Below are 23,193 nucleotides of genomic sequence, written 5' to 3'. Positions count from 1 at the left end.
CCGGATGCTACACCGTCCGGCGGCAGGCCGGCAGTTTATTCTCCCGCGACCAAATCCGTAATGGCTTCCGTGTAGAACCGAATCCGCGTCCAGAGCCGCCACAGCAGCATGCCCACGACGGCCGCCAGACAACTCCAGGCAAAGAGGTCGCCCACGACAACGTATGGTGTCATCCCGCTGGCGGCCGGGAACACCGGCCACACGCGCACGTCGGGTTGTCCCTGTGGGATGACATCGCGCACCTGCCCTCCGGCGTCAATCAGGGCGCTGATCCCATCGTTGGTGACGCGCACGACGGGGCAGCCGGTTTCAATGGCGCGATAGATGAGATGCCGCAGGTGTTGTTCGCTGCCCGGCGTCCGGCCGAACCAGCCATCGTTGGCCAGGTTGACGAGTACCGTCGCTCCCTGTTGCCGGAAGGCACGGTGCAGGGACGGAAAAGCCGACTCAAAGCAGATGCCCACGCCAAGCCGCAGGTCATCGGTAACGGGCAGGGTCACAATGCGCTTTCCGGGACGCGCTTCCACGGCCAACGTCGGCAACTCCACCGGCAGGTACCGGCCCAGCGGGACATACTCGCCAAACGGCATGAGATGCACCTTCTGGTATTCCGCCGTGCGGCCATCCGGCGCGTAGAGCAGCGCAGTATTCGCAAAACCATCTCCAACCCGCCGGGTGGCATTGGTCAACACCCAGACGCCCTGTGACAGAAGCGGCCGCAGCGACTGCTCAGTGCCGGGCCGGTCGGCATCGAGGGCAATCTGCGACTCTGGAAAGATGACCATTCGGCGCGCGCTGTCTGACGCGGCGCGCAGCCCTTCCAAAGCAAGCTGCATTTGCCGGGCTTCGGCCCTGTCGTAGGCTGACATCACCTTCGTGAGCATGGGTGCGCAGGGCTGGACGGCAATGACCGCCACCGCAGCTTCCCTGTCAGATTCGGGCGGACGCAACGCGCCGGTCAACGCCGCCAGCGACGGCAGCAGCAGCGCCAGCGTTCCGGCCGCCAGCCCCCGGAGCGCGCGTACCGGGCGGTGCGGCCACTGCCGCAGGGCATAGACAACGCCGGCGGCAAAGGCCGTCACCATGGCCCCGACCAGGTAATGTCCGCCCAGCCGGGCCGCGCGCGCCAGCCATGGCTCCAGCGCCACGGCATTGGCCAGCGGATTCCACCCGAAGGCAAACACCTCGCCCCGGAGCCACTCCCCCACACACCACCAGGCCGGGATGCACCACCATCCCGGCGACGGCTCCCGCAGCGTCGTCAGGTGAACCCCCAACGCGAACAGTGCCGTCGGTATGGCGACGAGAACGGCCGCCACGCCGATCAGCACGTAGGCAACAGGCGTGGACATTCCCCCATAGACGATGAGCGAGTGCGTCGCCCACCAGCTTGACCCGTAGTAAAACAACGCCCCGAACAGCCAGCCGAGCAGTCCGGCCGTCACCAGCCGCTCCGCCGAAGTCACAGCCCAGAGCAGCAGCGCCAGCGCCACGAAAGCCAGCGGCCAGAAGCCGAACGGCGGAAAGGCCAGCGTCAGGAGGCCGGCGCTCCCCACGGCGGCCAGCCACGGACTGACGCCCGTCCACCACGCCGCCGGCCGGCCGGTCTTGGGCTTTGCGGCAGAAGCCATCTCCACGCGGCGGCTCCCGTCAGTCGTAATACTCAAGCCCCAGGTGGGTGATGAGGTCTTCCCCGCGCAGGTGGCGCAGCGTGTTTTTCAGCTTCATCAGTTGAATGAAGATGTCGTGTTCGGGATAAAGCTGCGGCGCGACCATCGGGCTTTTGAAGTAGAAGCTCAGCCATTCCTGAATCCCGCGCATGCCGGCGCGCTGGGCCAAATCCAGGAACAGCGCCAAATCCAGCACCAGGGGCGCGGCCAGAATCGAATCCCGGCACAGGAAGTTGATCTTGACCTGCATCGGGTAGCCAAGCCAGCCCACGATGTCAATGTTGTCCCAGCCTTCCTTGTTGTCGCCACGTGGCGGGTAGTAGTTGATGCGTACGACGTGCGAAAAATCCCGGTACAGCTCCGGGTACAGCTCCGGTTGCAGGATGTATTCCAGGACGGACAGCTTTGACTCTTCCTTGGTTTTGAAAGACTCCGGATCGTCGAGGACTTCCCCGTCCCGGTTGCCCAGGATGTTGGTGGAATACCAGCCTTGCAGCCCCAGCATGCGGGATTTCAGCCCCGGCGCAATGAGCGTTTTCATAAACGTCTGCCCGGTTTTGAAATCCTTGCCACAGATGGGCACGTGGTTCATCTGCGCCAGTTCAATGAGCGCCGGGATGTCCACGGTCAGATTTGGAGCGCCGTTGGCAAAGGGGACGCCACATTTGAGTGCGGCGTAGGCATAGAGCATCGAAGGCGCAATGCTCTTGTGGTTGGCTTTCATTGCCGCCTCGAAGGCTTTGAGCGTGCCGTGGTGCTTCGGCGCCGGCTCCAGATAGACCTCGGTCGAAGCGCACCAGATCATGACCAGGCGCGTGCAGTGGTGCTTTTTTCTGAAGTTCTCGATGTCGGCGATGAGCTGTTCGGCCAGTTCGTACTTGTTGGCTGCTGGCTTGACATTCCGCCCGTCCAGCCGCTTGACGTAGCTGCGGTCAAAAGCGGCCGGCATGGGCTTGATTTTGGAAAGAAACGGCTTGAGGTCTTCAATGAGCGAACGTTCCAGAACCCCGGCATGCAGTGCCGCCTCGTAGGCCGAGTCGGGAAAGATGTCCCAGGCGCCAAAGACAAGATCATCGAGGGTCGCCAGCGGGACAAAATCCCTGATGCGTGGGTTGCGATTTTCGGTGCGCTTGCCCAGCCGGATGCAGGCCATCTGGGTCAGTGAGCCAATCGGCAGCGCCTTGCCCCGACGGACGGCTTCGACGCCGGCAATGAACGTTGTGCTGACCGCACCCAACCCAACCAGCAGCACCCCCAGCTTGCCCGTCGGTTCGGCAATCGGAGCCGGGCTGGGTATGGAAGTCTTGTTCTTTTCAGTCATGGAAAGCCTCGCGGAAAGGAATACCTGCGCCTTGCGCGCAAAGATGCGTAACTACCACAGACCGGATAGGCATGAACAATCGGCACGCGCCGGACGCGCTCCGGCAGGGCCTGTTTGCCAAACTTTTCCCGGCAGACCGGACTCATAGCACAGCGAGGTTGCCCGTGGTGGACGCCACTGGCTTCCAGAATTTTCCAGACGAATTTTCCAGGCAAGGACGGATGACGATCATGCCCTGCTTCTCCCGTGCTTTGAGTCTGCCTCTGGCCGGTCTGCTGCTCCTGTCGCCGCTGATGCCCCTGTCGGCCGCGCCCCGCTTGACCGAAACCACTCACCCCCCGGCGCTGACCGAAGACCAACGGATGCTCCACGTTCTCAACCGTCTGGGCTACGGCCCACGGCCCGGCGATGTTGAGCGCGTCCGCCGTCTGCGGCTGCGGCAGTACATTGCCCAGCAGCTTCATCCCGAAACGATTGACGACAGCGCCGTGGAAGCCCGGCTGAAGCGCCTGCCGATGCTGGAAACACCGACGGCCGAGCTGGTCCGGCTGGAAGCCGAGGCGCGTCAGATGCGACAGGAGATTCTCCGCCGTCAGGGCGGCAACCTCCCTGAAAACCCCGGAGAAGCCCTCGCCAAGCTGCCGCCGGAGGAACGTCGCCAGATGATGGAACGCTACCGCGAAGTCTTCGGGGACGAAAAACGCAACCCGCGCCGGATGGTCAGCGACCTCCAGCAGGCCAAACTGCTGCGTGCTGTCTATAGCGAACGGCAGTTGCAGGAGGTCATGACGGATTTCTGGTTCAATCACTTCAACGTTTTTGCCGGCAAGAACCTTGTGCGCGTCTTCCTCAGCGAATACGAACGCGATGCCATCCGCCCCCATGCCCTGGGGCGGTTTGAAGACCTGCTGCGCGCCACGGCCCACAGCCCGGCAATGCTGTTCTACCTGGACAACTGGCAGTCGGTCACGCCGGATTTGAAGCTGCCCGGCCAGGAGCAGCGTCCCCTTGGCGGCATGCGTCCCGGCAACGGGCAGCCGGGACAGGGGTTCCCAGGCCAGGGAGGCTTCGGCCGGAGAAGGCTTGGACAAGGCGGTATCTTCAACCGTGGTGGTGTGCAAAGCCCCTTCCCGCCGATGCGCCCGCCGGTGCAAGCTGGCTCCAAACCGGCAACTCCCCCCAACCCGGGTGCGGCACAACGGCGACAGCCCGGCATCAACGAAAACTACGCCCGCGAACTGCTGGAACTGCATACGCTCGGCGTGGACGGCGGCTACACCCAGAAGGATGTTCAGGAAGTGGCCCGGTGCTTCACAGGCTGGAGTATCCACCAGCCCTTCGGCGGCCAGCGCCGTGACCGTTTTGCCCGCCCTGGGATGCCCGGCGCAGCCGATGTGCCGCCCGGCTCGTTCATTTACCGCGACTGGGCGCACGATCAGGGCGAAAAGGTTGTGCTGGGCGTCAAAATTCCAGCCGGCGGCGGCAAACGGGACGGCGACATGGTGCTGACGCTGCTGGCGCGGCATCCTTCAACCGCCAGGTTCATCGCCACGAAACTGTGCCGCCGGTTTGTCGCCGATGAGCCGCCGGCCGGACTTGTCGCCAGGGTGGCCGCTACGTTCGAGCGGACGCAGGGCGACATCCGCGCCTGCCTGCAAACCATTTTCGAGTCGCCGGAGTTCTTCGATCCGGCGGTTTACCAGGCGAAGGTCAAGACGCCGCTGGAGTTCGTCGCCAGCACGCTGCGCGCCGCCGGAGCCGAAATCACGGATGCCCAGGTGTTGACCGGGGCGCTGGCGCGGATGGGCATGCCGCTTTACGGCTGCCAGCCGCCGACGGGCTACAAGGATGTCGCCGAAGCCTGGGTCAACACCGGGGCCCTGCTCAACCGCCTCAACTTTGCCCTGGTGCTCGCCAGCGGCAATCTGCCCGGCGTCAAGCTTCCGCCTACAGCTTCCGGTGATGACGGCCGGGCGCTCATCGAGACCCTTCTGGCCCGCTATGTTGGCGGCAGTGTCTCCGAAACGACGTACCGGGCGCTTGAAGACATCATCGGCGACCGCACCCGTCTCAAAGTCCGCACGCCGACCACACCGGACAACGAACCGGTGTTAGAAGAAGATGGAGATGCGGAGAACGATGATGCGTCCATGATGCCGGCCATGCCACGGCCGCGGCGCACGCCCGGAAAGGCCTTTGCACCGGGCGTGAACCCGGCGATGCGCCGCTATGATCTGGCGCTTGAAGCCCTCGCGCAGGCCGATGCGCCACTTCCCCTCACCGCACAACTGACCGGCCTCATTCTGGGTTCACCGGAGTTCCAGCGCCGCTAGTTTCCAAAGGAGCGTAAGCCTATGTCGCACCACATTTCCCGTCGGCAGTTCGTCCGCTTTGGCGCAAGCGGATTGGGGGCTTTGGCGCTGACGCCATCCGCTTTCGGGTATCTGTTTCAGCGGTATGCCCGTGCAGCCGAAGCCCAGGTTGCCCAACCGCGCCAACGGCTGGTAGTCATCTTCCAGCGCGGCGCAATGGACGGTTTGAGCGCCGTCGCGCCCTATGGCGATGAGCATTACCGCCAGTCGCGTCCGCTTCTGGCGGTAGCGCCGCCCAAACCGGGCGATCCGGCCGCGGCCCTCGACCTGGATGGGCGGTTTGGACTGAGTCCCCATCTGGCTCCGCTGCTGCCCCTGTTTCAGGCCGGGACACTGGCCGTTGTCCACGGCGTCGGCTCGCCCGACAGCACCCGCTCGCACTTCGACGCGCAGGACTACATGGAATCGGCCACGCCGGGCCGCAAAGGCACGCCTGATGGCTGGCTCAACCGCTACCTGCAGGCGGCGCCGCTTCAGAAGGCATCGCCCTTTCGGGCGGTGTCCTTCACCCAACTGACGCCACGCACCCTGCAGGGGAAAGCCGACGTCATTGCCCTCGATGACCTGCAAGCCTTCGAGCTGCGCGCCGGAGGCGCTACCGGCAAAGTGACATCCGGTTTCGAGGAGATGTACGCCCAGGCTGCGGCCGATGCGCTGCGCCATACCGGGCAGGACACCCTTGAAGCCATCCGGTTTCTCAAGCGCGCCAACCCGTCGCGTTTCCAGCCCGAACATGGCGCAACCTACCCGAACTCACCGCTCGGCCGGTCACTGCGCCAGATTGCGCAACTCATCAAGGCCAATGTCGGCCTTGAAGTCGCCTTCACAGACTGCGGGGGCTGGGACACGCATGCCAACCAGGGCGCTCCCGGACAACCCGCCGGACAGCTCAACCGCCTGCTGCGCGATTTTGGCAGCGCCATGGCTGCTTTCGTACAGGACTTGGGCGCAGAGCAGATGCGCAACACCCTCGTGCTGACGATGACCGAGTTCGGGCGTACCGTGCGCCAGAACGGCGCCGGTGGCACCGACCACGGACGGGCTTCGTGCATGTTTGTGGTCGGCGGCACCGTGCACGGCGGGCGGGTTTACGGAGACGTACCGAAACTGGCGCCGGCCAATCTTGCCGACGGGCGCGATCTTCCCGTGACCACGGACTTTCGCACCGTGCTGGCCGAAGTGGTTGTGCGGCATCTGGGTCTGGCTCAGGCGCAGCCGGTCTTCCCCGGCTACACCCTTCAGCCGGCCAACTTCATTGGCGTCCTCGCCCACCGGGGCTGACGGCGGCAACCACTACGGCAGCCTCACACGCCAACGGCTTGACGCCACACCGACTTCTCCGAAAGATGCGTACGGATTCGTACGCATCTTTCGTTTGTCCCGGAAAGTTTTGTCTTCACGGTAAGGAACGCGACCGACCATGCACCAGCCCGATCTCAAAACGGATGTGTTTTCCCCGCTCAAGCTCTTCACGCACATGGATGTGATGTACGACTGGTGGCAGGGCAAGAACGTCTATCCGATTACGATGGAACTCAGCCCTTCAACCATCTGCAACCACTTCTGTACGTGGTGCATGCACGGGGGGTACTTTGGCTCGCACAAGGGCGATGACAAGTCCAAAAAGGCGAACCCGGATGCGAGCATCATGCCGCTGTCCTTCTACCGGACGCTGCTCGACGAGCTGGTCACGCTGGGCACGAAAAGCATGATTTTTTCGGGCAGCGGCGAGCCGTTCGTCAATCCGAACCTCATGGAGTTTGTCGAATACACGGCTCACAAGGGTGTGGATTCGGCCATCATCACGCATGGCGGTCTGCTGACGCCCGAAAAGGCCCGGGTTGTGGCCCGGCACTGCACCTGGATTCGCATTTCACTCAACGCCGGCACGCCCGAAACCCGTGAGAAGATTCACAAGGTCAATGATTTCGAGAAGGTGCTGGGCAATCTGGCGAATCTGGCCGAAGAAAAACGCCGCCAGGGATCGAAGGTTCAGATTGGCGCGCAAATTTCCGTCGAACCGACCAACCTTGCCGAAGTTGAGGAAGCCACGCGGCGCGTCCGGGAAACCGGCATTGACTACTTCCAGATCAAGCCGGTCATTTTGCATCCCAAGTCCTCGAGCGAGTTTTACGACCGCGATTTTTATCTCGACGCCCTGTATCGCGCCCGCGCTGCCAAACAGATGTACGAAACGGAGACGTTCCGCGTCTTCGTCAAGGAAGACCAGTTTGCAGGCGTTCTTGCGCCCGACCTCGAACGCAGCGCCTACCGGAAGTGCTATGCCACGTTTTTTCCGGTCATCGAGGCCAACAAGAAGGTCTATTACTGCTCCCAGACCCGTGGGCAGGAGGAATTCTGCCTGGGCGATCTCAGCACCCAGAGTTTCCGGGAAATCTGGGAAAGTGAGCGCCGCCAGCAGGTCATTGCGTCCATCAACGTGGATGAATGCCAGCCGATTTGCCGGTGTCATCCCATCAACAAGACGCTCTGGACGCTGCGCCATCCGAACAACAACCCGAATTTCGTCTGAGTCGCTGTGACGGCGCTGGTCACTTCCCCTGCCGGTTCATCTGCCGACGCAAACCCTTCCACAACGGTGCGGGACTGGTCTGGCTGGCTGTTCTGGTGTGGAGTGCTGCCGCTGGCGCTCGTGCTGCGCGGCTGGCACATCGGGCAGCAGAACCTCTGGCTCGATGAGCTGTATTCCCTTGATGTCGCCCGGCGGTCGCTGACCGGGATTGCCCGGTGTGCCGCCGCGGATGTGCATCCGCCGCTGTTTTACATCCTGCTGAAAATCTGGATGAACCTCTTTGGCGACAGCGCCGCGGCCGTCCGGTCACTTTCCGTTGTCGCCAGCCTGTCCGCGCTGGTGTCTGTTTTCCGCCTGATCGCACCCCGTTACAGCGGTTCGGTGGCTCTGGCCACCACGCTGCTGATGGCGGTTTCCGCGCACCAGATATTCTTTGCCCAGGAAGCCCGGATGTACCCGCTGGTCATGGCGCTGGTGCTGGTGGCACTGCGCGGGTACGCCATGTGGCGTGAAAGCGGTGTGGAGCGCGGGCTGGCGGTGTACCTGTGGGCGGCGCTGGCGGCGATGTACTGCCACTACTTTGCCGTGCTGGCTGTCCTTGCGGTCAACGCGCACTTCGTGCTGACGGCCTTTGGCCCGACGCGCGCGGCCACCCGCCGTCAGACGCGGCGCTGGTTTATCGCCCAAGGCGTCATGGCGCTGCTGTATGCCCCGTGGGTTGAAGTCATCGTAGCGCAGATGCAGCGCGGTCAAACCTGGCGCAAACCGCTCACGCTGGCTGACGCCGGCTGGCAGGTTGTGGGCTACTTCCAGGAAACCACGTTGGGCTATGCCGTCTATCTCGATCACATCCGGGACTGGTTTGCGCGGCTCATCGTGGAACACGTGAACCTGCCGGGAAGCTTTTTCTGGCAACCGCTGACGTTCAACATTGTCTTCATCCTGTTTCTGACAGCTCTGATGGGCATCGGGTTGTGGCACAACCTGAAGCTGGCGCGCGCGGACATACGGGCGGCCCTGCCGGTGCTGTTTCTGGCTCTGCCCCTGCTGCTTGCCAGTGGGTTGTCGCTGCGGAAGGGCAGCATGGAGATGGCCCGCTACCTGATTTTCACGACGCCCGCTTTCTGGTTTTTCACGGCCGTCGGGCTGTATCAGATACGCGCTGCCGGGTGGCGTCTGGCATTGATTGGCCTGTGTGTCGGGACGCTGTTCTGGCAGGGTACGCGGATTCACTACGGCACGACAGCGCGGGACAGCGATCTGCGTCCGGCGCTGGAGTTCATCCGCCGCGAGTCCCGGCCCGGAGAGCGGGTGGTCATTGATCCCGACGCCATGGATGTCTGCCTGGCTTACTACGCGCCGCGTTATGGACTGGAAGGAATGACCTACCCGGCGCAGATGACGCCAACCGGCGAACCTGTGGGGCACAATCAGCTTGAACGCCTGATGCGGGAAGAAGGGGTACGGCGCGCGTGGGTCATTCTCGATTATCGTTCAGAGAAGTTTGATGCGCCGGCCGTGCCGGGCTTTCACGTTGTGCGCCAAGTGGATTTCCCAGGCGCCTATCCGAAGGTGCGCGTCATTGAAGTGCTGCGCTGATGCGCTGACTCTTGCTGCCGGATTCCATACAAGTGACCCGGCCCGGTTTGTGGCGTTCCTGCAGGACAGCCACGAGTCTAGCTGGCCTTCGCCCGGACTTCGTTTTCGACATCATCCATGCGGTGTTCGACATCCCGTACCCGGGCGCGCATGTCCATGATGTCCTGCGTCATGATTTCCAGCTTGCGGTTGATGAGCTTGAGTTCGGCAGCGACCTTCTGGAAGCCTTCCGTCACCTGTGCTTCCAAAGCATCGAGACGGGAGCCAAAACCCGACACCTGTGTTTCCAAGGCATCGAGACGGCTTGTGATTCGGGACTCCATGGCGGAGAGACGTTCAAGGACAGTTTCAATTGTCGGCTTGGTTTCCATGAGAGCGCACCTCCGGGTTCAGATTTTATTTCCTTGTTCACCGTTCCCACCCACGTAACGTTGGTGGCTGACGGCAAGGTGGCTCAGGCGACTGAAGGTTCAATCGCTCTGGGTATGCGTTGATCAAGTGCACGCAGGCTGGCGCGCATGTCCATAATGTCCTGCGTCATGATTTCCACCTTGTGCTTCATGTGCTCCAGTGTTTTATTGACTCTCTGAAAGCCTTCCGTCACCTGTGTTTCCAGGGCATCGAGACGCCCCCCAAACGACGACACCTGGGTTTCGAGTGTTTCGAGACGCCTCCCAAACGACGACACCTGGGTTTCGAGTGCTTCGAGACGCCCCCCAAACGACGACACCTGGGTTTCGAGTGCTTCGAGACGCCCCCCAAACGACGACACCTGGGTTTCGAGTGCTTCGAGACGCGTACCAAACGACGACACCTGGGTTTCGAGTGCTTCGAGACGGCTTATGATTTGGGACTCCCTGGCAGCGCTTCGGGACTCCATGGCGGAGAGACGTTCAAGAATGGTTTCAATCGTCGGCTTGGTTTCCATGGCAGCACACCTCCAGGTTCAGATTTGATTTCCCTGTTCACCGTTCCCACCCACGTAACGGTGGCGGCTGACAGTGGGGCGGTTCAGGCAACTGAGGGTTCAAGCCCTCCTGGTATGCGGCGATCAAGTTTTCGCATGGCAGCGCGCACATCCATAATGTCCTGCGTCATGATTTCCAGCTTGTACTTCATTATCTCCAGTCCGTCGTTGACCTTCTGAAAGCCTTCCTTCAACTGTGTTTCCAAGGCATCAAGACGCGATTCAACTCCCGATACCCGGACTTCCAGGGCATCGAGACGCGCCCCAAACCCCGACACCTGCGTTTCCAGAGCATCGAGACGGGCCCCAAACCCCGACACCTGCGTTTCGAGTGCTTCGAGACGGCTTATGATTTGGGACTCCCTGGCAGCGCTTCGGGACTCCATGGCGGAGAGACGTTCAAGAACGGTTTCAATCGTCGGCTTGGTTTCCATGACAGCGCACCTCCGGGTTCAGCCTTCATTTCCCTGGCCGAGCCAAGTCCGGTGATTGTCGCTGAAAACCTGTGGAAACGTAAAGACCACGGTGCGCGCGATACCTTGCAGGTCGTGGATGACGCGCTCCACCCGCCAGCCGGCAGCTTCGCCCACGGCACAAACCCGTGCCGCCTGCTCAAACCCAACCTCACAGGCAAACTTCCCGCCGGCCACCAGATAGGGCGGCAGGGCGGCCAGAAGGTGGGCATAGACTTCGGTTCCCTGCTCTCCGCCAACCAGGGCCACGTACGGCTCGTGGTCACGGACTTCCCGCTGGAGCGCCGGCCAGTCCGTTTCCGCCACGTAGGGCGGATTCGACACCACGAGATCAAACGGCGGCGTGGTGGGCACAGCGTCCAGCCAGTGGCTCTCGACCAACCGGACGCGCTCCGCAACACCATGGCGCTGGGCATTGGCGGCAGCCACGGCCAGTGCCGCCGGCGAAATATCCACGGCCACGACCTGCGCCGTCGGGATTTCCGCCGCCAAGGTCACGGCCAGACAGCCCGAACCAGTCCCCAAATCCAGCAGCCGCCAGTCCGGCTGAGGACGGGTGCGGATGTGCTCCAGGCTCACTTCCACGAGCAGTTCGGTTTCCGGGCGTGGGATGAGCACGTCGCGCGTTACCTGAAAATCGCGTCCGTAGAAGTTCTGCCGGCCTGTGATGTACTGAAGCGGCTCGCCGTCGGCCCGACGGTGGAAGGCCCGGCGTACCAGCTCGGCGTCTGTGTCGGAAACCGTATGCTCTGGGTGGGCCGCAAGTGTGACGGCATCCACGTTCAGCAACTCCCGCACCAGGCGGCCGGCTGTGCGGTAAGGCTCATCCACCCCACCGGCCGCCAGGAGGCGAGCGCCTTCCTTGACGAGTTCACCAAATGTCGTTGACATAGGCCCTGCACCTGCCCGGTACGTCACCGGTGCGAAATGTGACACCCGCCGGGCAGCGGCCACACCCTGCCGCCCCGTGGGTCAACCGACGGAACGCTCTATGTTTCTCAATTTTCGTCCCGATGAAACCTTTGCGCGGGAACTCGACCGCGCCGATGAACTCGCCGACTTTCGCACGCACTTTCACTTCCCGGTCAATCCGGCAACGGGCAAGCCGCAGCTTTACTTCTGCGGTCACTCGCTGGGGCTGCAACCGGTAGCCACGCGGCAGGCCGTCCTGACGGAACTTGACCGGTGGGCATCGCTGGGCGTCGCCGGACATTTCACGCCGCCGCATCCGTGGGCCGACTACGACGCCGATCTCCGTCCGTTGGTGGCGGAACTGGTTGGGGCGCAGCCCGATGAAGTTGCGCTGGCCAATGGTCTGACGGTCAACCTGCATCTGCTGCTGGCCTCGTTTTACCGCCCGACGCGGGAACGCTTCAAAATCCTGATGGAAGCGCGCGCCTTTCCGTCCGACCGGTATGCGGCGCTCAGCCAGGCGGCTTTTCACGGCTTTGACCCGCGTGAAGCCGTAGTGGAAATGCGTCCCCGTCCGGGCGAAGACCTGTTGCGCACTGAAGACATGCTGGAGCAGTTGGAGCGCGAAGGTGACCAGGTGGCGCTCGTCCTGCTGGGGGCGGTCAACTATGCCACGGGACAGTTTTTCGAGCTGGCGCCACTGGTTGCCCAGGCGCGGGCCAAGGGCTGTGTCGTGTGCATAGATGCCGCGCATGCCATTGGCAACGTTCCCCTGGCGCTGCACGACTGGGACGTGGATTGTGCCGTGTGGTGCCACTACAAATACGTCAACGCCGGCCCCGGCGCCGTCGGGGGCTATTTCGTTCATGCGCGCCATGCCCAACGTTTTGACCTGCCGCGTTTTGTCGGCTGGTGGGGACACCGCGCCGAGACCCGCTTCCTGATGCCTGACACCTACGAACTGGCCGCCGGTGCAGCCGGCTGGCAACTCAGCAACCTGCCGATTCTGTCGCTGGCGGCCCTGCGCCCTTCCCTTGACCTGTTTCACCGCGCCCGGATGGCACGGTTGCGGGCGAAAGCCGTCCGGCTGACGGCCTATGCGCTGGCGCTGCTGGACGGGCTTCCCCTTCAGCTCATCACCCCACGCGATCCGTCCGCCCGTGGCGGAAAGCTCTCGTGGCGTGTGCCGGAAGCGCGTTCCCTGGCTGCCTGGTTTCAGGAACAAGGCGTTGTCGTGGACGTCCGCGAACCGGACATCCTGCGGGTGGCCGTTGCGCCGCTGTACACGAGTTTTCACGATGTATGGCAACTTGCCCAGGTCTGGCGCAACCGCCTTGCCACAACCTGACCCGTCCTGCCACAGAAGTCCTGCTTGCTGTGAAGCCCCTGCACACCGTCCGAGTCTATGCCCTCCGCTGCCCGGTACGCGGCTGGGTGTTCTACGCACCGCCCGAAGCCTTCCCGGCCGAAGACAGCTCTCCGCCGGAAGGCTTGACGCAGCGGCTTGTGCGCCGCGCGTATCGTCTTCGGGAAGAAGCTGCGCACCTGCTGCACACACCACCCAACCGCTTCTGGCGCGGCATCCGGCGTATCTGGCTCTGGCTTGAACAGTGGACGCACCCGGCCGAAGGTCTGCTGCGGGCGCTGGCTCATGCGAGTACTGTCGAAATCATCCACGACGGAGAACTGGATGACGACACCGTGCGCGCCTACTGGATGAGCTGGTTGGACACACGCCTCGCTGTCCACCAGCGGGGCGTCTGGATCAATATCGCCCTTCTCCCACTTACCCTGCTGCTCGGCCTGCTGCCCGGTCCCAACATCTTCATTGCCTGGAACGCCATCCGGCTGTACGTCCACTGGCAGGCTCGTCGTGGGGGACGCCGCGCCCGCGATACCGCCCACACCACCGTGCAGCGCGACCCCCGGTTGCACCTGCCTTCCCAAGGCTCACCGGGCACCTGCCAGAAACGCATCGCCGAACTGGGGCAGCAGCTCCATCTCCCGGAACTGTCTGACTTCTATGCCCGCTGGCCGGTCTGTTCGGCACCCTCCCGGTAACCGGCGTGGTCCAGCTTCCCTCAGTCCGCAGCCTCCACGGACGCGGACAGCCTTGGTTCCATTCCCTTTTTCCCCTTTTGCAGTCAGCCATGACTTCGTTTATTGTGTCAGCCACAGTCAACAACCATTGGCATGCCCCTTGGTCTGTTTCACACCAGTGTCGGTTAGACTGTAGCGGCTTTGCACCTCAACCGGCTGAGAGGTTGGCAACTATGGAAAACCTGTACATCGAGAAAGCCAAAGCGACACCGCGCATCGCCTTTGACGCCGCCACAGGCGTTCTCGATATGGAAGGCGATTCGTACCCAGAAAATGCGATGCACTTCTACCAACCGGTTTTGGACTGGCTGTCGCTCTACCTGATCGAGTCTTCCACGCCCATTACATTCAACTTTCGTCTGGACTATTTCAACACCAGCTCATCGAAGTGCATCATCACCATTCTGGAGATGGTTGAACATGCCGTCCGAGCCGGGCGGACTGTCACCCTGAACTGGCACTACTATGAAGACGATGACGACATGAAAGAGCACGGCGAAGAGTTTGCCGAAGACTTCTCGATTCCCTTCAAATTCGTAGCGATCCCGTCCTGATGGCCGCATGGCTGAACCAAAACCCAAAACGGCTGCTGAAGAAGTCTTTGCTACGGAATTCGCTGTTCTGGCCACGGCCGAGCGAATTGCAGCCGAAGGGCTGCCCAACGGAGCGGAGTGGCAACGGGAGTTTTCGGAACTGGCCAGGAAGTACCGCGCCCTGCTCAAGCAGGCGGTCAAAATGACCGGCATCGGGGATGCCACCCAGAGCCGCCTGCTGCGCATTCAGCACGAACTGGAAGCCAAAAACCGGGAACTGCTCGAAAAAAACCAGGCCCTTATCCGCGCCCAGGAAGCGCTCCTGCAATCCCAGGCGCGTGCCCAGACGATTTTTTCAGCCTACACGGAAGCCCTGCCGGGCACGGTGCTTGACGGGCGCTACCGCCTCGAACGCAAAATTGGCGCTGGCGGTTATGGTGCGGTGTATGAGGCCACGCACCTCGCGCTGAACACGACCGTCGCCGTCAAAATCCTCCAGCCCCGGGGCGGCAGCGTCACGCCGGAAGAACTCGACCGGTTCAAGCGCGAGGGCATTTCAGCCTGTCGTGTCCAGCACCCCAATGCCGTCAACGTCATTGACTTCGGCATTTCCTCAAATGGTTTTGCCTACCTGGTGATGGAACTCCTGCACGGCGTGACGCTGGGACAGGAACTCAAGCGGCTGGGGCGGCTCTCCCCCCAGCGGTGTCTGGACATCATCCTTCCGGTGGCGTCGGTTCTGGCCGAAGCCCACGCCATGCACATCGTTCACCGCGACATCAAACCGGACAACATCTTCCTGCACCGCCCGCCGACCGGCGAAGTCGTCAAACTGCTCGACTTCGGTCTGGCCAAACTCATGGCCGCCGAAGATGGCTCCCACCCGGAAGCGACCCGTGGCCTTATCGTCGGGACACCCAAGTACATGCCGCCGGAGCGCCTGAGTTTTCTCCCCTACGATGGACGGGCCGACATCTACAGTCTGGGGATTGTCACCTACGAAATCCTGGCCGGGCGCCCGCCCTTTACGGCGCAGAATGGCAATGTGGCGGCATTGATGACGGCGCACCTGCAGAGTGTGCCGCCACCGCTGGCCAGTTTTGCGCCCGATGTGCCGCCCATCCTCGAAGCCGTCACCATGCGCATGTTGCACAAAGTCCCGTCGTCACGCCCGACCGCACAGGAAGTCGTGCGGCTTCTCAGACCCCTCAGTCACCACTGACTCACCCGCTTCGGAAACCGCCATGGCCTTCTTTTCCCGCAGTTTCGACCGTGAAAAAACCCTCAAGCAGGCAGAAAAGCATGCCCAGCAGGGCAAGCTTGAAGCTGCCATCAAAGACTATGAGCTGGTGGCGCGGACCGACCCCAAGGATGTCACCATTGCCAACATCCTGGGCGACCTCTACCAGCGGGTCAACCGGACACAGGAAGCCGCCGGGCGCTTTGCCATGGTGGCCGAACACTACGTCCGCCAGCAGCAACTGCCCCAGGCCATTGCGCTGTACAAGAAGATCATCCGGTTGCAGCCGGACCAGCCAGAGTACAGCCTCGCGCTGGGCAATCTGCACCGGAAACAGGGCATGGTGGCGGACGCCAAACAGGACTACCGGAGCGCGGCCGAGGCCGCCCGCCGGAACGGCGCCCCGGAAACGCTCATCTCGGCGCTACGGGAGCTGGCCAAACTCGATCCGGGCGATGGGCGGGTCAAGCGCGAACTGGCGGAAGCCCACCTGCGCAGCGGCCAGCGCACGGATGCTTTCGAGCAATTCCTGGCGGCCGGAACCGCCCTGCGGCGGCAGCAGGACTGGGAAGGTTCGCTCGGCGCGTATGACCGCGCCCTCTCCATCCGTCCCGACAGCACGAGCGCCCTGGGTGGCTATGCCGAAACCTGCATTGCCGCCGGACAGGCGCTGCTCGGCTACGAGTGCATTCGCCAGCAGATCAGCCAGACGCCAAACAACCTCGAACTTGCCGTGGTGCTGGGGCGGGCTTACCTGCAGGGAGGAGAACTCGACGCGGCCGAAGCCACCTTCGACCGCCTGTTTGCCATTGACCAGAGCCGTTTCGAGCACCGGCTGGAAGTGGCTGAAGCCTGTGTCCAACGCGAGGCCTTCGACCGCGCCGTTCACATCATCCGCAGCCTGCTCAACCTGATTCTTGACCGCGGACAGAAAAAACGTGCAACGGCCATTTTGCGCAGTATCCTTGAACGCCAGCCAAATCACATTCCGACTATCGAGTGCCTGGCCCAGGTGTATGAGCAGTCCGGCGAGAAGCGGAAGCTGGCCAGCACCCTTGACCTGCTTTCCCAGGCCTATCTCGATGCCGGACGTGAGGCCGATGCCATCCGCACTCTTGAACAGGCCATCCGGCATCAACCCAGCCGCAAGGCGCGGCAGCGGCTCGAAGCCCTGACCGGTCACAAGGCGGATGACCCGGCCGCCGCAGCGGCGATGAGTTTCCCGGAAGGGTTTGAGTCACCCTCGGCTGCCGGTTACTACGACCGCCTGACGGCCGGGGCAACCTCACCGGCCGGAACAACGCCGTCGGTGGAACGCACCGAGACGACATCGGGCGAATACAGCATCGCCCTGCTCGACAGCCTCCTGGTGCAGAACCCGGAACTGATGCAGGCGCGGTTGACACTGGTTGAACGGATGGTGGCCGCCCAGCCGGATGTTCTGGAAACGCGCCTCCAGCTCAAGGACCTGTACGTGGAGTCCGGGCGGAAAACCGATGCCGCGCGCGAAGCCATGGTGCTGGCGCAGATGTATCAGGCGCGGGGTGATGCGGACAAAGCTGCCGAACTGCAGGCGGAAGCAATCTCGCTCGATCCCAATGCCGCCCTTCTGCCGGCCACACCACAGCCGCTTCCGGTGGCAGCCCCTCTGCCACCGGCGATACCGCTGTCGTTTGAAGTGCCAGGCGGGCTGGCGAATCTCCTGACAGGCAGCCGGGCCGCCGAGCCGTCGGGTGCCGGACGGCTGAGCGATCTCCTGACACTGGCGCAATTTCAGAAACTGCACGGACGCGAGTGGAACCGCGCGGCACGCCAGGGTTATCCGCTCACGCTGTGTCTGGCACAGCTCGACTTCTTTGCGTCCTATCCGGCCGCTTTTCGCCAGCCATGTCTGGAAGTCGTCGCCGGGCTTTTCGATGCCCAACTCGCACCGGCAGGCGGCATGGCGGCCTATGACCCTGGTGAAGGCTTTTTGGTACTTATCCCCGATGCGGATGCTGAGCAGGGACGGGAGCGGGCCGAACATCTGTGTGCAGCCATCCAGCAAAAAGGGATTCCGCACGCTTCCTCGCCCCACCGGGTTCTAACGCTGAGTGTGGCGGTCACAAGCGACCTGCCGCTCTTTGAGGGCATGCCGTTTGATAAATTCGTGTCCGTTCTGCGTGACGCCCTGGCCCAGGTGACCACCCGTGGTGGGAATCTCGTCACGGTGGTTCCGGCGGCGTACCGTCGTCCATAGGAAACGGCCAGTGTGGTACGGGGCGACAAGCCGGACACCCAAAATCCAACGGACACGATTGAAATGCCAGTCTGGCTCACACTAATATGGAGGCGCTGCAACCCTGAAAAGCCTCTTCAACTCATCTCCCGGCGGGGCGTAGCACATGCGGACGACCGGTAAAACCAAAACGTCTCCCATTCGGGAACACACCCTGGAATCGCCCGATATTTTACGGACGGCGCGGGCGGAACTGATGCGCGATGGCGTCTATCGCTTCCGGGTCAACGGCAGCACCATGCGCCCCACCATCTCTGATGGTGACTGGCTGACCGTTGAGCAGGTGCCAACCACTCAGCTCGGTGTTGGAGACATTGTTCTGCTTTGCACAAGCAGCCAAACAGCCGTCGTGCATCGCATTCTGCGTTTCGAGCAACGCCATGCTACGACCTATGTCGTGACCCGTGGGGACGCAGCCGAAGGTCTCGATGTCTCCGTTCCGGTTTCCAACGTCGTTGGGCGCGTCCTGCGCATCGAAAGTAACGGCGTCCGGCATGATCTGACCACGTTCTGGCGTCGTCTGCGGACACGCCTCGCCGGATGGCTTCACCGCTGGCGCTTCCGCAAGGTCAAATCCGTCTAGCGCCCCTTGCCCTTCGTCAGGCAACCTCCGTTCGCCCATGACCAAGGCTTGCTGGAGATTCCCCATGGAAAAACCCCTTTCTCCTGCTCCCCGCAAAGTGACCATTGTCGGCGTGCCCATGGATTTGGGCGCCGACCGGCGTGGCGTGGACATGGGGCCGTCCGTCGTACGCATTGCCGGCCTCAGCGCCAAACTCACCGAACTGGGCTACACCGTGGAAGACCTTGGCAACATCCCGGTGGCACTAGCCGAAATGCGCCGCGCCACGCCGGCCGACGCCAGACACAAGTATCTTGCTGAAGTGGCCAAGTCGAATGCCATTCTGTCCGATTGCGTCGAAGGGATTCTGGACCGCGGCGCCGTGCCGGTTGTCCTGGGCGGCGACCATTCGATTGCCATCGGAAGCGTCGCCGGGGTGGCCGGTTACTACCGCCGCCGGGGCCAACGCATCGGCATCATCTGGATTGACGCCCATGCCGACATCAACACGCCGGAGTCATCCCCGTCCGGCAATATCCACGGCATGCCGCTGGCTGTTCTGCTGGGCTATGGCCCTGAAGTTTTGACGCACATTGGCGGATTTGCCCCGAAGATACACCCTGAAGACTGCGTCATCATCGGTGTGCGTCAGATTGACGAAGGCGAGCGTCAACTGGCGCGTCAATTAGGGCTGCGCATCTACACAATGCGCGATCTCGACGAACGTGGCATGAGCGCCATCATGGATGAAGCCATCGCCTGGGTTACACGCCACACGGTTGGTTTTCACGCGACATTCGACATGGACTTCGTTGACCCTTATTATGCGCCTGGCGTCGGCACGCCTGTTCCCGGCGGGGGCACCTATCGTGAAAGTCACCTGGCAATGGAGAAAATTCACGATTCAGGCAAAATGCTCTCGGTCGAAATGGTCGAAATCAATGCCGTTCTCGATGCGCATAATCGGACCGGCGAACTGGGCGCGGAACTCCTGCTCTCTGCGCTTGGCAAAAAAATCCTGTAAGTCTGCTCAGGACGCCGGGTGAGTCGGTTTCAGGACGTAGCCAACCAGGGTACGGCCGGCTCAGCCTTGCGTCGCTTGGAGGAACCGGCCATGGCACTCGAAACGTCTGAAAAAATCTGGCACAACGGCAAACTGCTCCCGTGGGAGGACGCGCGCATTCATGTCATGTCGCACGTTGTCCATTATGGCTCCTCGGTGTTCGAGGGCATCCGCTGCTATCAAACCCCGCGTGGTCCACGGCTCGTCCGCCTGCGTGAGCATGTGCGCCGTCTGTTCGACTCCTGCCACATCTATCGCATGACGATTCCCTTCACGATGGAGCAAATCTTCACGGCCTGTATCGAAATCGTACGGGTCAACAAGCTCCAGCACTGCTACGTGCGTCCCATTGTGTTTCGTGGCTATGGGGCCTTTGGCGTCAACCCGTTCCCGGCCCCGGTGGAAACCTTCATCATCTGTTTTCCCTGGGGACGCTACCTTGGCAGTGACGCACTTGAAGCCGGGGTGGATGTATGTACTTCTTCCTGGGCGCGCATGTCCCCCAATACACTTCCCACCACGGCCAAAGCCGGCGCCAACTACATGAACTCCCAACTCATCAAGATGGAAGCCATTGTCAACGGCTATGCCGAAGGGATTGCCCTTGACGCTGCCGGTTATGTCAGCGAGGGAAGCGGGGAAAACGTCTTCATGGTGCGGGATGGGACCGTCATTACCCCTCCGATTGGACGCGCTGTGCTGCCTGGCATCACCCGCGATGCCGTAATGCGTCTCTGTGAAGACTTGGGCATTCCGGTCGTGGAGCGCAGCATTCTCCGCGAAGAACTCTACATTGCCGACGAGGTGTTTCTCACCGGCACCGCCTGCGAAATCACTCCGGTGCGCACGCTCGACAAGATCAAAATTGGCGAAGGCAAACGCGGCCCCATCACCAAACAACTCCAGGATGCCTATTTCGGCATCATTCACGGCGAACGTGAAGACCGCCATGAATGGCTCACCGCCGTCTGAACCGGACGTGCGATCCTGCACGGCACATCTTCATTCACTTGAGCAGCTCCGCCAGGACATCACCGCCTGCCGGAGCTGTTCCCGTCTGGTGGTCTGGCGGGAACATGTAGCGCAACACAAAGTCCGCCGCTTTCAGACGGAAACCTACTGGGGCAGGCCCATCCCCGGCTTTGGCGATCCACAGGCCCGGTTGCTTATTGTCGGGCTGGCGCCGGCGGCGCACGGCGGCAACCGTACCGGTCGCCTCTTCACTGGCGACCGGAGTGGCGACTGGCTGTTTCGGGCGCTGTACCGCGCCGGTTTTGCCAATCAGCCGACGTCAACCCACCGCGAAGATGGGCTGCACCTCATCAACGCTTACATCTGCGCGGCTGTCCGCTGCGCGCCGCCGGACAACCGGCCGCTTCCCGAAGAAGCTGAGACCTGCCTGCCGTTTCTCGTCCGCGAAATGGAATTGCTCCCTGAAGTGCGCGTCATTGTCGCCCTTGGACAGTTTGCCTTTGAACAGACCTTGAAGGCGCTGCGTCAGCAGGGGAAGGTGTTTCCCAAGCCAAAACCGCGTTTTGCACATGGTGCGCGTTATGACCTCGCACCCGGACTCACACTGCTTGGTTCTTATCACCCAAGCCAACAGAATACGCTGACGGGCCGGCTCACCGAACCCATGCTGGATGCCATCTTCACGACCGCACGCCAGATACTACTCCCTGACGCCAGCGCTACTCCGGCGGGTTGATGTCAAACAGTTCTGCGCCAAACCACTGTTGCAGTTTTTTGACCGCCGGGTGACGTTCAACCTCAGCCCGCAACAGCTTTTCCCGGCGGTCCGGCTCTGGCTCTGAGACGGCAGGCGGCTGACGGCCCTCCAGGTGGGTGACAAGGCTCACCTGCCTGCCGGTCAGCGCCTGCAGGACTTCCTGCAGGAAAGCCCGTGCTTCCCGGACGGAAGCCTCCTGCGATTTGGCTTCAGGGCCGAAGGTCAACTCGAACCGATCGCCATTCCATCGCGCGGACTGAACTTTTTCAAGTTGTGTGGCTAAAAAGGGTTTTCCCTGTTCATCAGCCCGCTGCCTGATTCTGTCCAGAACTTCGGTCGCGTTGGTCGGGTCGAAGCTGTCATCCGCCGGTGGGGCTGCCGCCAGCAGGGCCGTATCCGGGGGCGGTTCCGGGGGTGGCTCTGGCGGTGGCGCAAGGCGCAGCGGCGGACGGTCAGGCGACCCGGATTCCGCGCGCGTGGGGCGTTCCGGGCGTGTTGCCGATGGCGGCGGCGTTGGTTTGACCGGCGTGGCCGGCCGCTTTCCGGCAGTGGTGCCACCCGGTGAAGATACGGGAAGTGGACGGGGGCCTTCGGTCAGAAGCGCATCAAGCCGCGCCAGAATGTCCTCCAGCGGCTTGAGGTGGCCAAGCTGGGTCAGTTTGACGAGACCGACTTCCACAAGTGGGCGCGGGTCCTCTGCCGCCCGCACCTGCATTTCCAGGTCAGCCACCAGCGAAAACAGCCGGATCAGTTCGGCAACCGTGAAGTACCGGCTCTGCTTTTTGATAATAGCCACTTCACTGTCGGCAACCGGCAGCAACTCCCGGTCAGCGCCGACCAACTGTGCCACGAGCAGGTGGCGCAGATAGGTCATCAGCTCCCGCAAAAACTGCCGCAGGTCATGGCCCGTCCGAACCAGCCGCTCCACATCCAGCAAAACAGCAGCGGCATCCGACCTGTGCAGGGCTTCCACGACTTCTGACAGCCAACCGATGCCGATGAGACCAAGGGCGTCGCGCACGGCGGCTTCATCAATCTCGGTGGACGTGCCGGCAAAAGCCAATACCTGCTCAAGGGCCGACTGCGCATCGCGCAGGCTGCCACGTCCGGCCTGGGCAATCTGCACCAGCGCCGCGCGTGAAATCGGCACCTGCTCCGCCTCGGCAATCTGCCGGAGCCGGTCGGCAATGACTTCGACGCCAACCGTCCGAAACTCATAGACCTGGCAGCGGGAGAGAATGGTCTCCGGCAGCTTGTGCAGTTCTGTCGTCGCCATGATGAAGACCACGTGCGGCGGCGGCTCTTCCAGAGTCTTCAGCAGGGCGTTGAAGGAACTCGTCGAAAGCATGTGGACTTCATCAATGATGAAGACCTTGTAGCGGTCACGCGCCGGACGGTTTCCGACCGTGGCAATGATGACCTCGCGGATGTTGTCCACGCCGGTATGGGAAGCAGCGTCAATTTCGAGAACATCGAGCGAGTTGCCGGTCAGGGTTTCCTGGCAGGACGGACACACGCCGCAGGGGGTGGGCGTCGGGCCTTCGGCGCAGTTGAGCGCCCGGGCAAAGAGTCGGGCGCAGGTGGTTTTGCCGACGCCGCGCGGCCCGGCAAACAGATAGGCGTGATGAAGCCGTCCCGTCCGCAGGGCATTGCTGAGGGCGCGCGTAATGGCCGCCTGCCCCACGACATCTTCAAACTGCTGAGGTCGCCACTTGCGGGCGATGACCTGATAAGCCATAAGCAAAAAGCCTGACCGGCAAAGCCACGCTTCCCCAGGACCCAAGCTACATCCCCCAGGCTGGCGTGCGTGATGCCGGTTGGCATGAGTCCCGAACTGCCGA

20 protein-coding genes are annotated in these 23,193 nt (G+C 62.4%); 13 read left to right on the top strand and 7 right to left on the bottom strand.

The window, feature by feature from the left end:
- Positions 1-35 precede the first annotated feature (35 nt).
- Together lnt and J8C05_RS03305 are read right to left on the bottom strand one after the other, a co-directional pair.
- Positions 36-1,631 carry an apolipoprotein N-acyltransferase gene (lnt, locus tag J8C05_RS03310; protein WP_211422778.1) on the bottom strand — a complete coding sequence of 532 codons (1,596 nt, stop codon included), beginning with the start codon at positions 1,629-1,631 and terminating at the stop codon, positions 36-38.
- 19 nt (positions 1,632-1,650) lie between these two features.
- Positions 1,651-2,991, bottom strand: coding sequence for an inositol-3-phosphate synthase (locus tag J8C05_RS03305; RefSeq protein WP_211422777.1), 1,341 nt, complete (start codon positions 2,989-2,991; stop codon positions 1,651-1,653).
- Positions 2,992-3,221: 230 nt separating this feature from the next.
- Here J8C05_RS03305 and J8C05_RS03300 point away from each other — a divergent pair, with 230 nt between their 5' ends.
- From J8C05_RS03300 to J8C05_RS03285, 4 genes are all read left to right on the top strand, one after another.
- The gene (locus tag J8C05_RS03300) at positions 3,222-5,324 is read left to right on the top strand and encodes a DUF1800 domain-containing protein (RefSeq protein ID WP_211422776.1); all 2,103 of its coding nucleotides are present in this window, start codon (positions 3,222-3,224) and stop codon (positions 5,322-5,324) included.
- 21 nt (positions 5,325-5,345) lie between these two features.
- Complete coding sequence (locus J8C05_RS03295; RefSeq protein ID WP_246840738.1) at positions 5,346-6,644, top strand: DUF1501 domain-containing protein; 1,299 nt, start codon at positions 5,346-5,348, stop codon at positions 6,642-6,644.
- A gap of 139 nt (positions 6,645-6,783) precedes the next feature.
- Positions 6,784-7,896: a radical SAM protein gene (locus tag J8C05_RS03290; RefSeq protein WP_211422775.1), complete on the top strand. Its 1,113-nt coding sequence runs from the start codon at positions 6,784-6,786 to the stop codon at positions 7,894-7,896.
- Between the two features lie 66 nt (positions 7,897-7,962).
- Positions 7,963-9,495, top strand: a complete 1,533-nt coding sequence (locus J8C05_RS03285; protein WP_211422774.1) for a glycosyltransferase family 39 protein — start codon at positions 7,963-7,965, stop codon at positions 9,493-9,495.
- 77 nt (positions 9,496-9,572) lie between these two features.
- On the opposite strand, the gene J8C05_RS03280 is transcribed toward J8C05_RS03285, so the two are convergent.
- The 4 genes from J8C05_RS03280 to prmC all read right to left on the bottom strand — a co-directional run bounded on the left by J8C05_RS03280 (position 9,573) and on the right by prmC (position 11,826).
- Complete coding sequence (locus J8C05_RS03280; RefSeq protein WP_211422773.1) at positions 9,573-9,866, bottom strand: hypothetical protein; 294 nt, start codon at positions 9,864-9,866, stop codon at positions 9,573-9,575.
- Between the two features lie 83 nt (positions 9,867-9,949).
- On the bottom strand, positions 9,950-10,423 hold the full coding sequence (locus tag J8C05_RS03275) for a hypothetical protein (protein WP_211422772.1): 474 nt from the start codon (positions 10,421-10,423) through the stop codon (positions 9,950-9,952).
- A gap of 83 nt (positions 10,424-10,506) precedes the next feature.
- Positions 10,507-10,896, bottom strand: a complete 390-nt coding sequence (locus J8C05_RS03270; protein WP_211422771.1) for a hypothetical protein — start codon at positions 10,894-10,896, stop codon at positions 10,507-10,509.
- Between the two features lie 18 nt (positions 10,897-10,914).
- Positions 10,915-11,826: a peptide chain release factor N(5)-glutamine methyltransferase gene (gene prmC / locus J8C05_RS03265; RefSeq protein WP_211422770.1), complete on the bottom strand. Its 912-nt coding sequence runs from the start codon at positions 11,824-11,826 to the stop codon at positions 10,915-10,917.
- A gap of 100 nt (positions 11,827-11,926) precedes the next feature.
- On the opposite strand from prmC, the gene kynU reads away from it, so the two are divergent.
- The 9 genes from kynU to J8C05_RS03220 all read left to right on the top strand — a co-directional run bounded on the left by kynU (position 11,927) and on the right by J8C05_RS03220 (position 21,331).
- The gene (gene kynU, locus J8C05_RS03260; protein WP_211422769.1) at positions 11,927-13,195 is read left to right on the top strand and encodes a kynureninase; all 1,269 of its coding nucleotides are present in this window, start codon (positions 11,927-11,929) and stop codon (positions 13,193-13,195) included.
- 29 nt (positions 13,196-13,224) lie between these two features.
- Entirely contained in the window at positions 13,225-13,908 is a 684-nt protein-coding gene (locus J8C05_RS03255) for a hypothetical protein (RefSeq protein ID WP_211422768.1), read from the top strand.
- A 212-nt stretch (positions 13,909-14,120) separates the two neighbouring features.
- Complete coding sequence (locus J8C05_RS03250) at positions 14,121-14,501, top strand: DUF1987 domain-containing protein (protein WP_211422767.1); 381 nt, start codon at positions 14,121-14,123, stop codon at positions 14,499-14,501.
- A gap of 7 nt (positions 14,502-14,508) precedes the next feature.
- Positions 14,509-15,702: a serine/threonine-protein kinase gene (locus J8C05_RS03245; protein ID WP_058866556.1), complete on the top strand. Its 1,194-nt coding sequence runs from the start codon at positions 14,509-14,511 to the stop codon at positions 15,700-15,702.
- A 22-nt stretch (positions 15,703-15,724) separates the two neighbouring features.
- On the top strand, positions 15,725-17,959 hold the full coding sequence (locus J8C05_RS03240) for a tetratricopeptide repeat-containing diguanylate cyclase (RefSeq protein ID WP_211422766.1): 2,235 nt from the start codon (positions 15,725-15,727) through the stop codon (positions 17,957-17,959).
- A 145-nt stretch (positions 17,960-18,104) separates the two neighbouring features.
- Positions 18,105-18,581, top strand: coding sequence for a S24/S26 family peptidase (locus tag J8C05_RS03235; protein WP_211422765.1), 477 nt, complete (start codon positions 18,105-18,107; stop codon positions 18,579-18,581).
- A gap of 64 nt (positions 18,582-18,645) precedes the next feature.
- Entirely contained in the window at positions 18,646-19,584 is a 939-nt protein-coding gene (gene rocF, locus J8C05_RS03230) for an arginase (RefSeq protein WP_211422764.1), read from the top strand.
- Positions 19,585-19,674: 90 nt separating this feature from the next.
- Positions 19,675-20,595: a branched-chain amino acid transaminase gene (locus J8C05_RS03225; protein ID WP_211422763.1), complete on the top strand. Its 921-nt coding sequence runs from the start codon at positions 19,675-19,677 to the stop codon at positions 20,593-20,595.
- Positions 20,573-21,331, top strand: coding sequence for a uracil-DNA glycosylase (locus J8C05_RS03220; protein WP_246840737.1), 759 nt, complete (start codon positions 20,573-20,575; stop codon positions 21,329-21,331). The genes J8C05_RS03225 and J8C05_RS03220 overlap by 23 nt, the downstream gene beginning before the upstream one ends.
- Here the strand turns inward: J8C05_RS03220 and dnaX are convergent.
- Entirely contained in the window at positions 21,315-23,090 is a 1,776-nt protein-coding gene (gene dnaX / locus J8C05_RS03215; RefSeq protein WP_211422762.1) for a DNA polymerase III subunit gamma/tau, read from the bottom strand. The genes J8C05_RS03220 and dnaX overlap by 17 nt on opposite strands.
- Positions 23,091-23,193 lie beyond the last annotated feature (103 nt).

The organism is Chloracidobacterium sp. N (assembly GCF_018304765.1).
Taxonomy (GTDB): domain Bacteria; phylum Acidobacteriota; class Blastocatellia; order Chloracidobacteriales; family Chloracidobacteriaceae; genus Chloracidobacterium; species Chloracidobacterium aggregatum.
The sequence above is the reverse complement of the archived record's forward strand: the minus strand, read 5'-3'. Positions and strand labels throughout refer to the sequence as shown.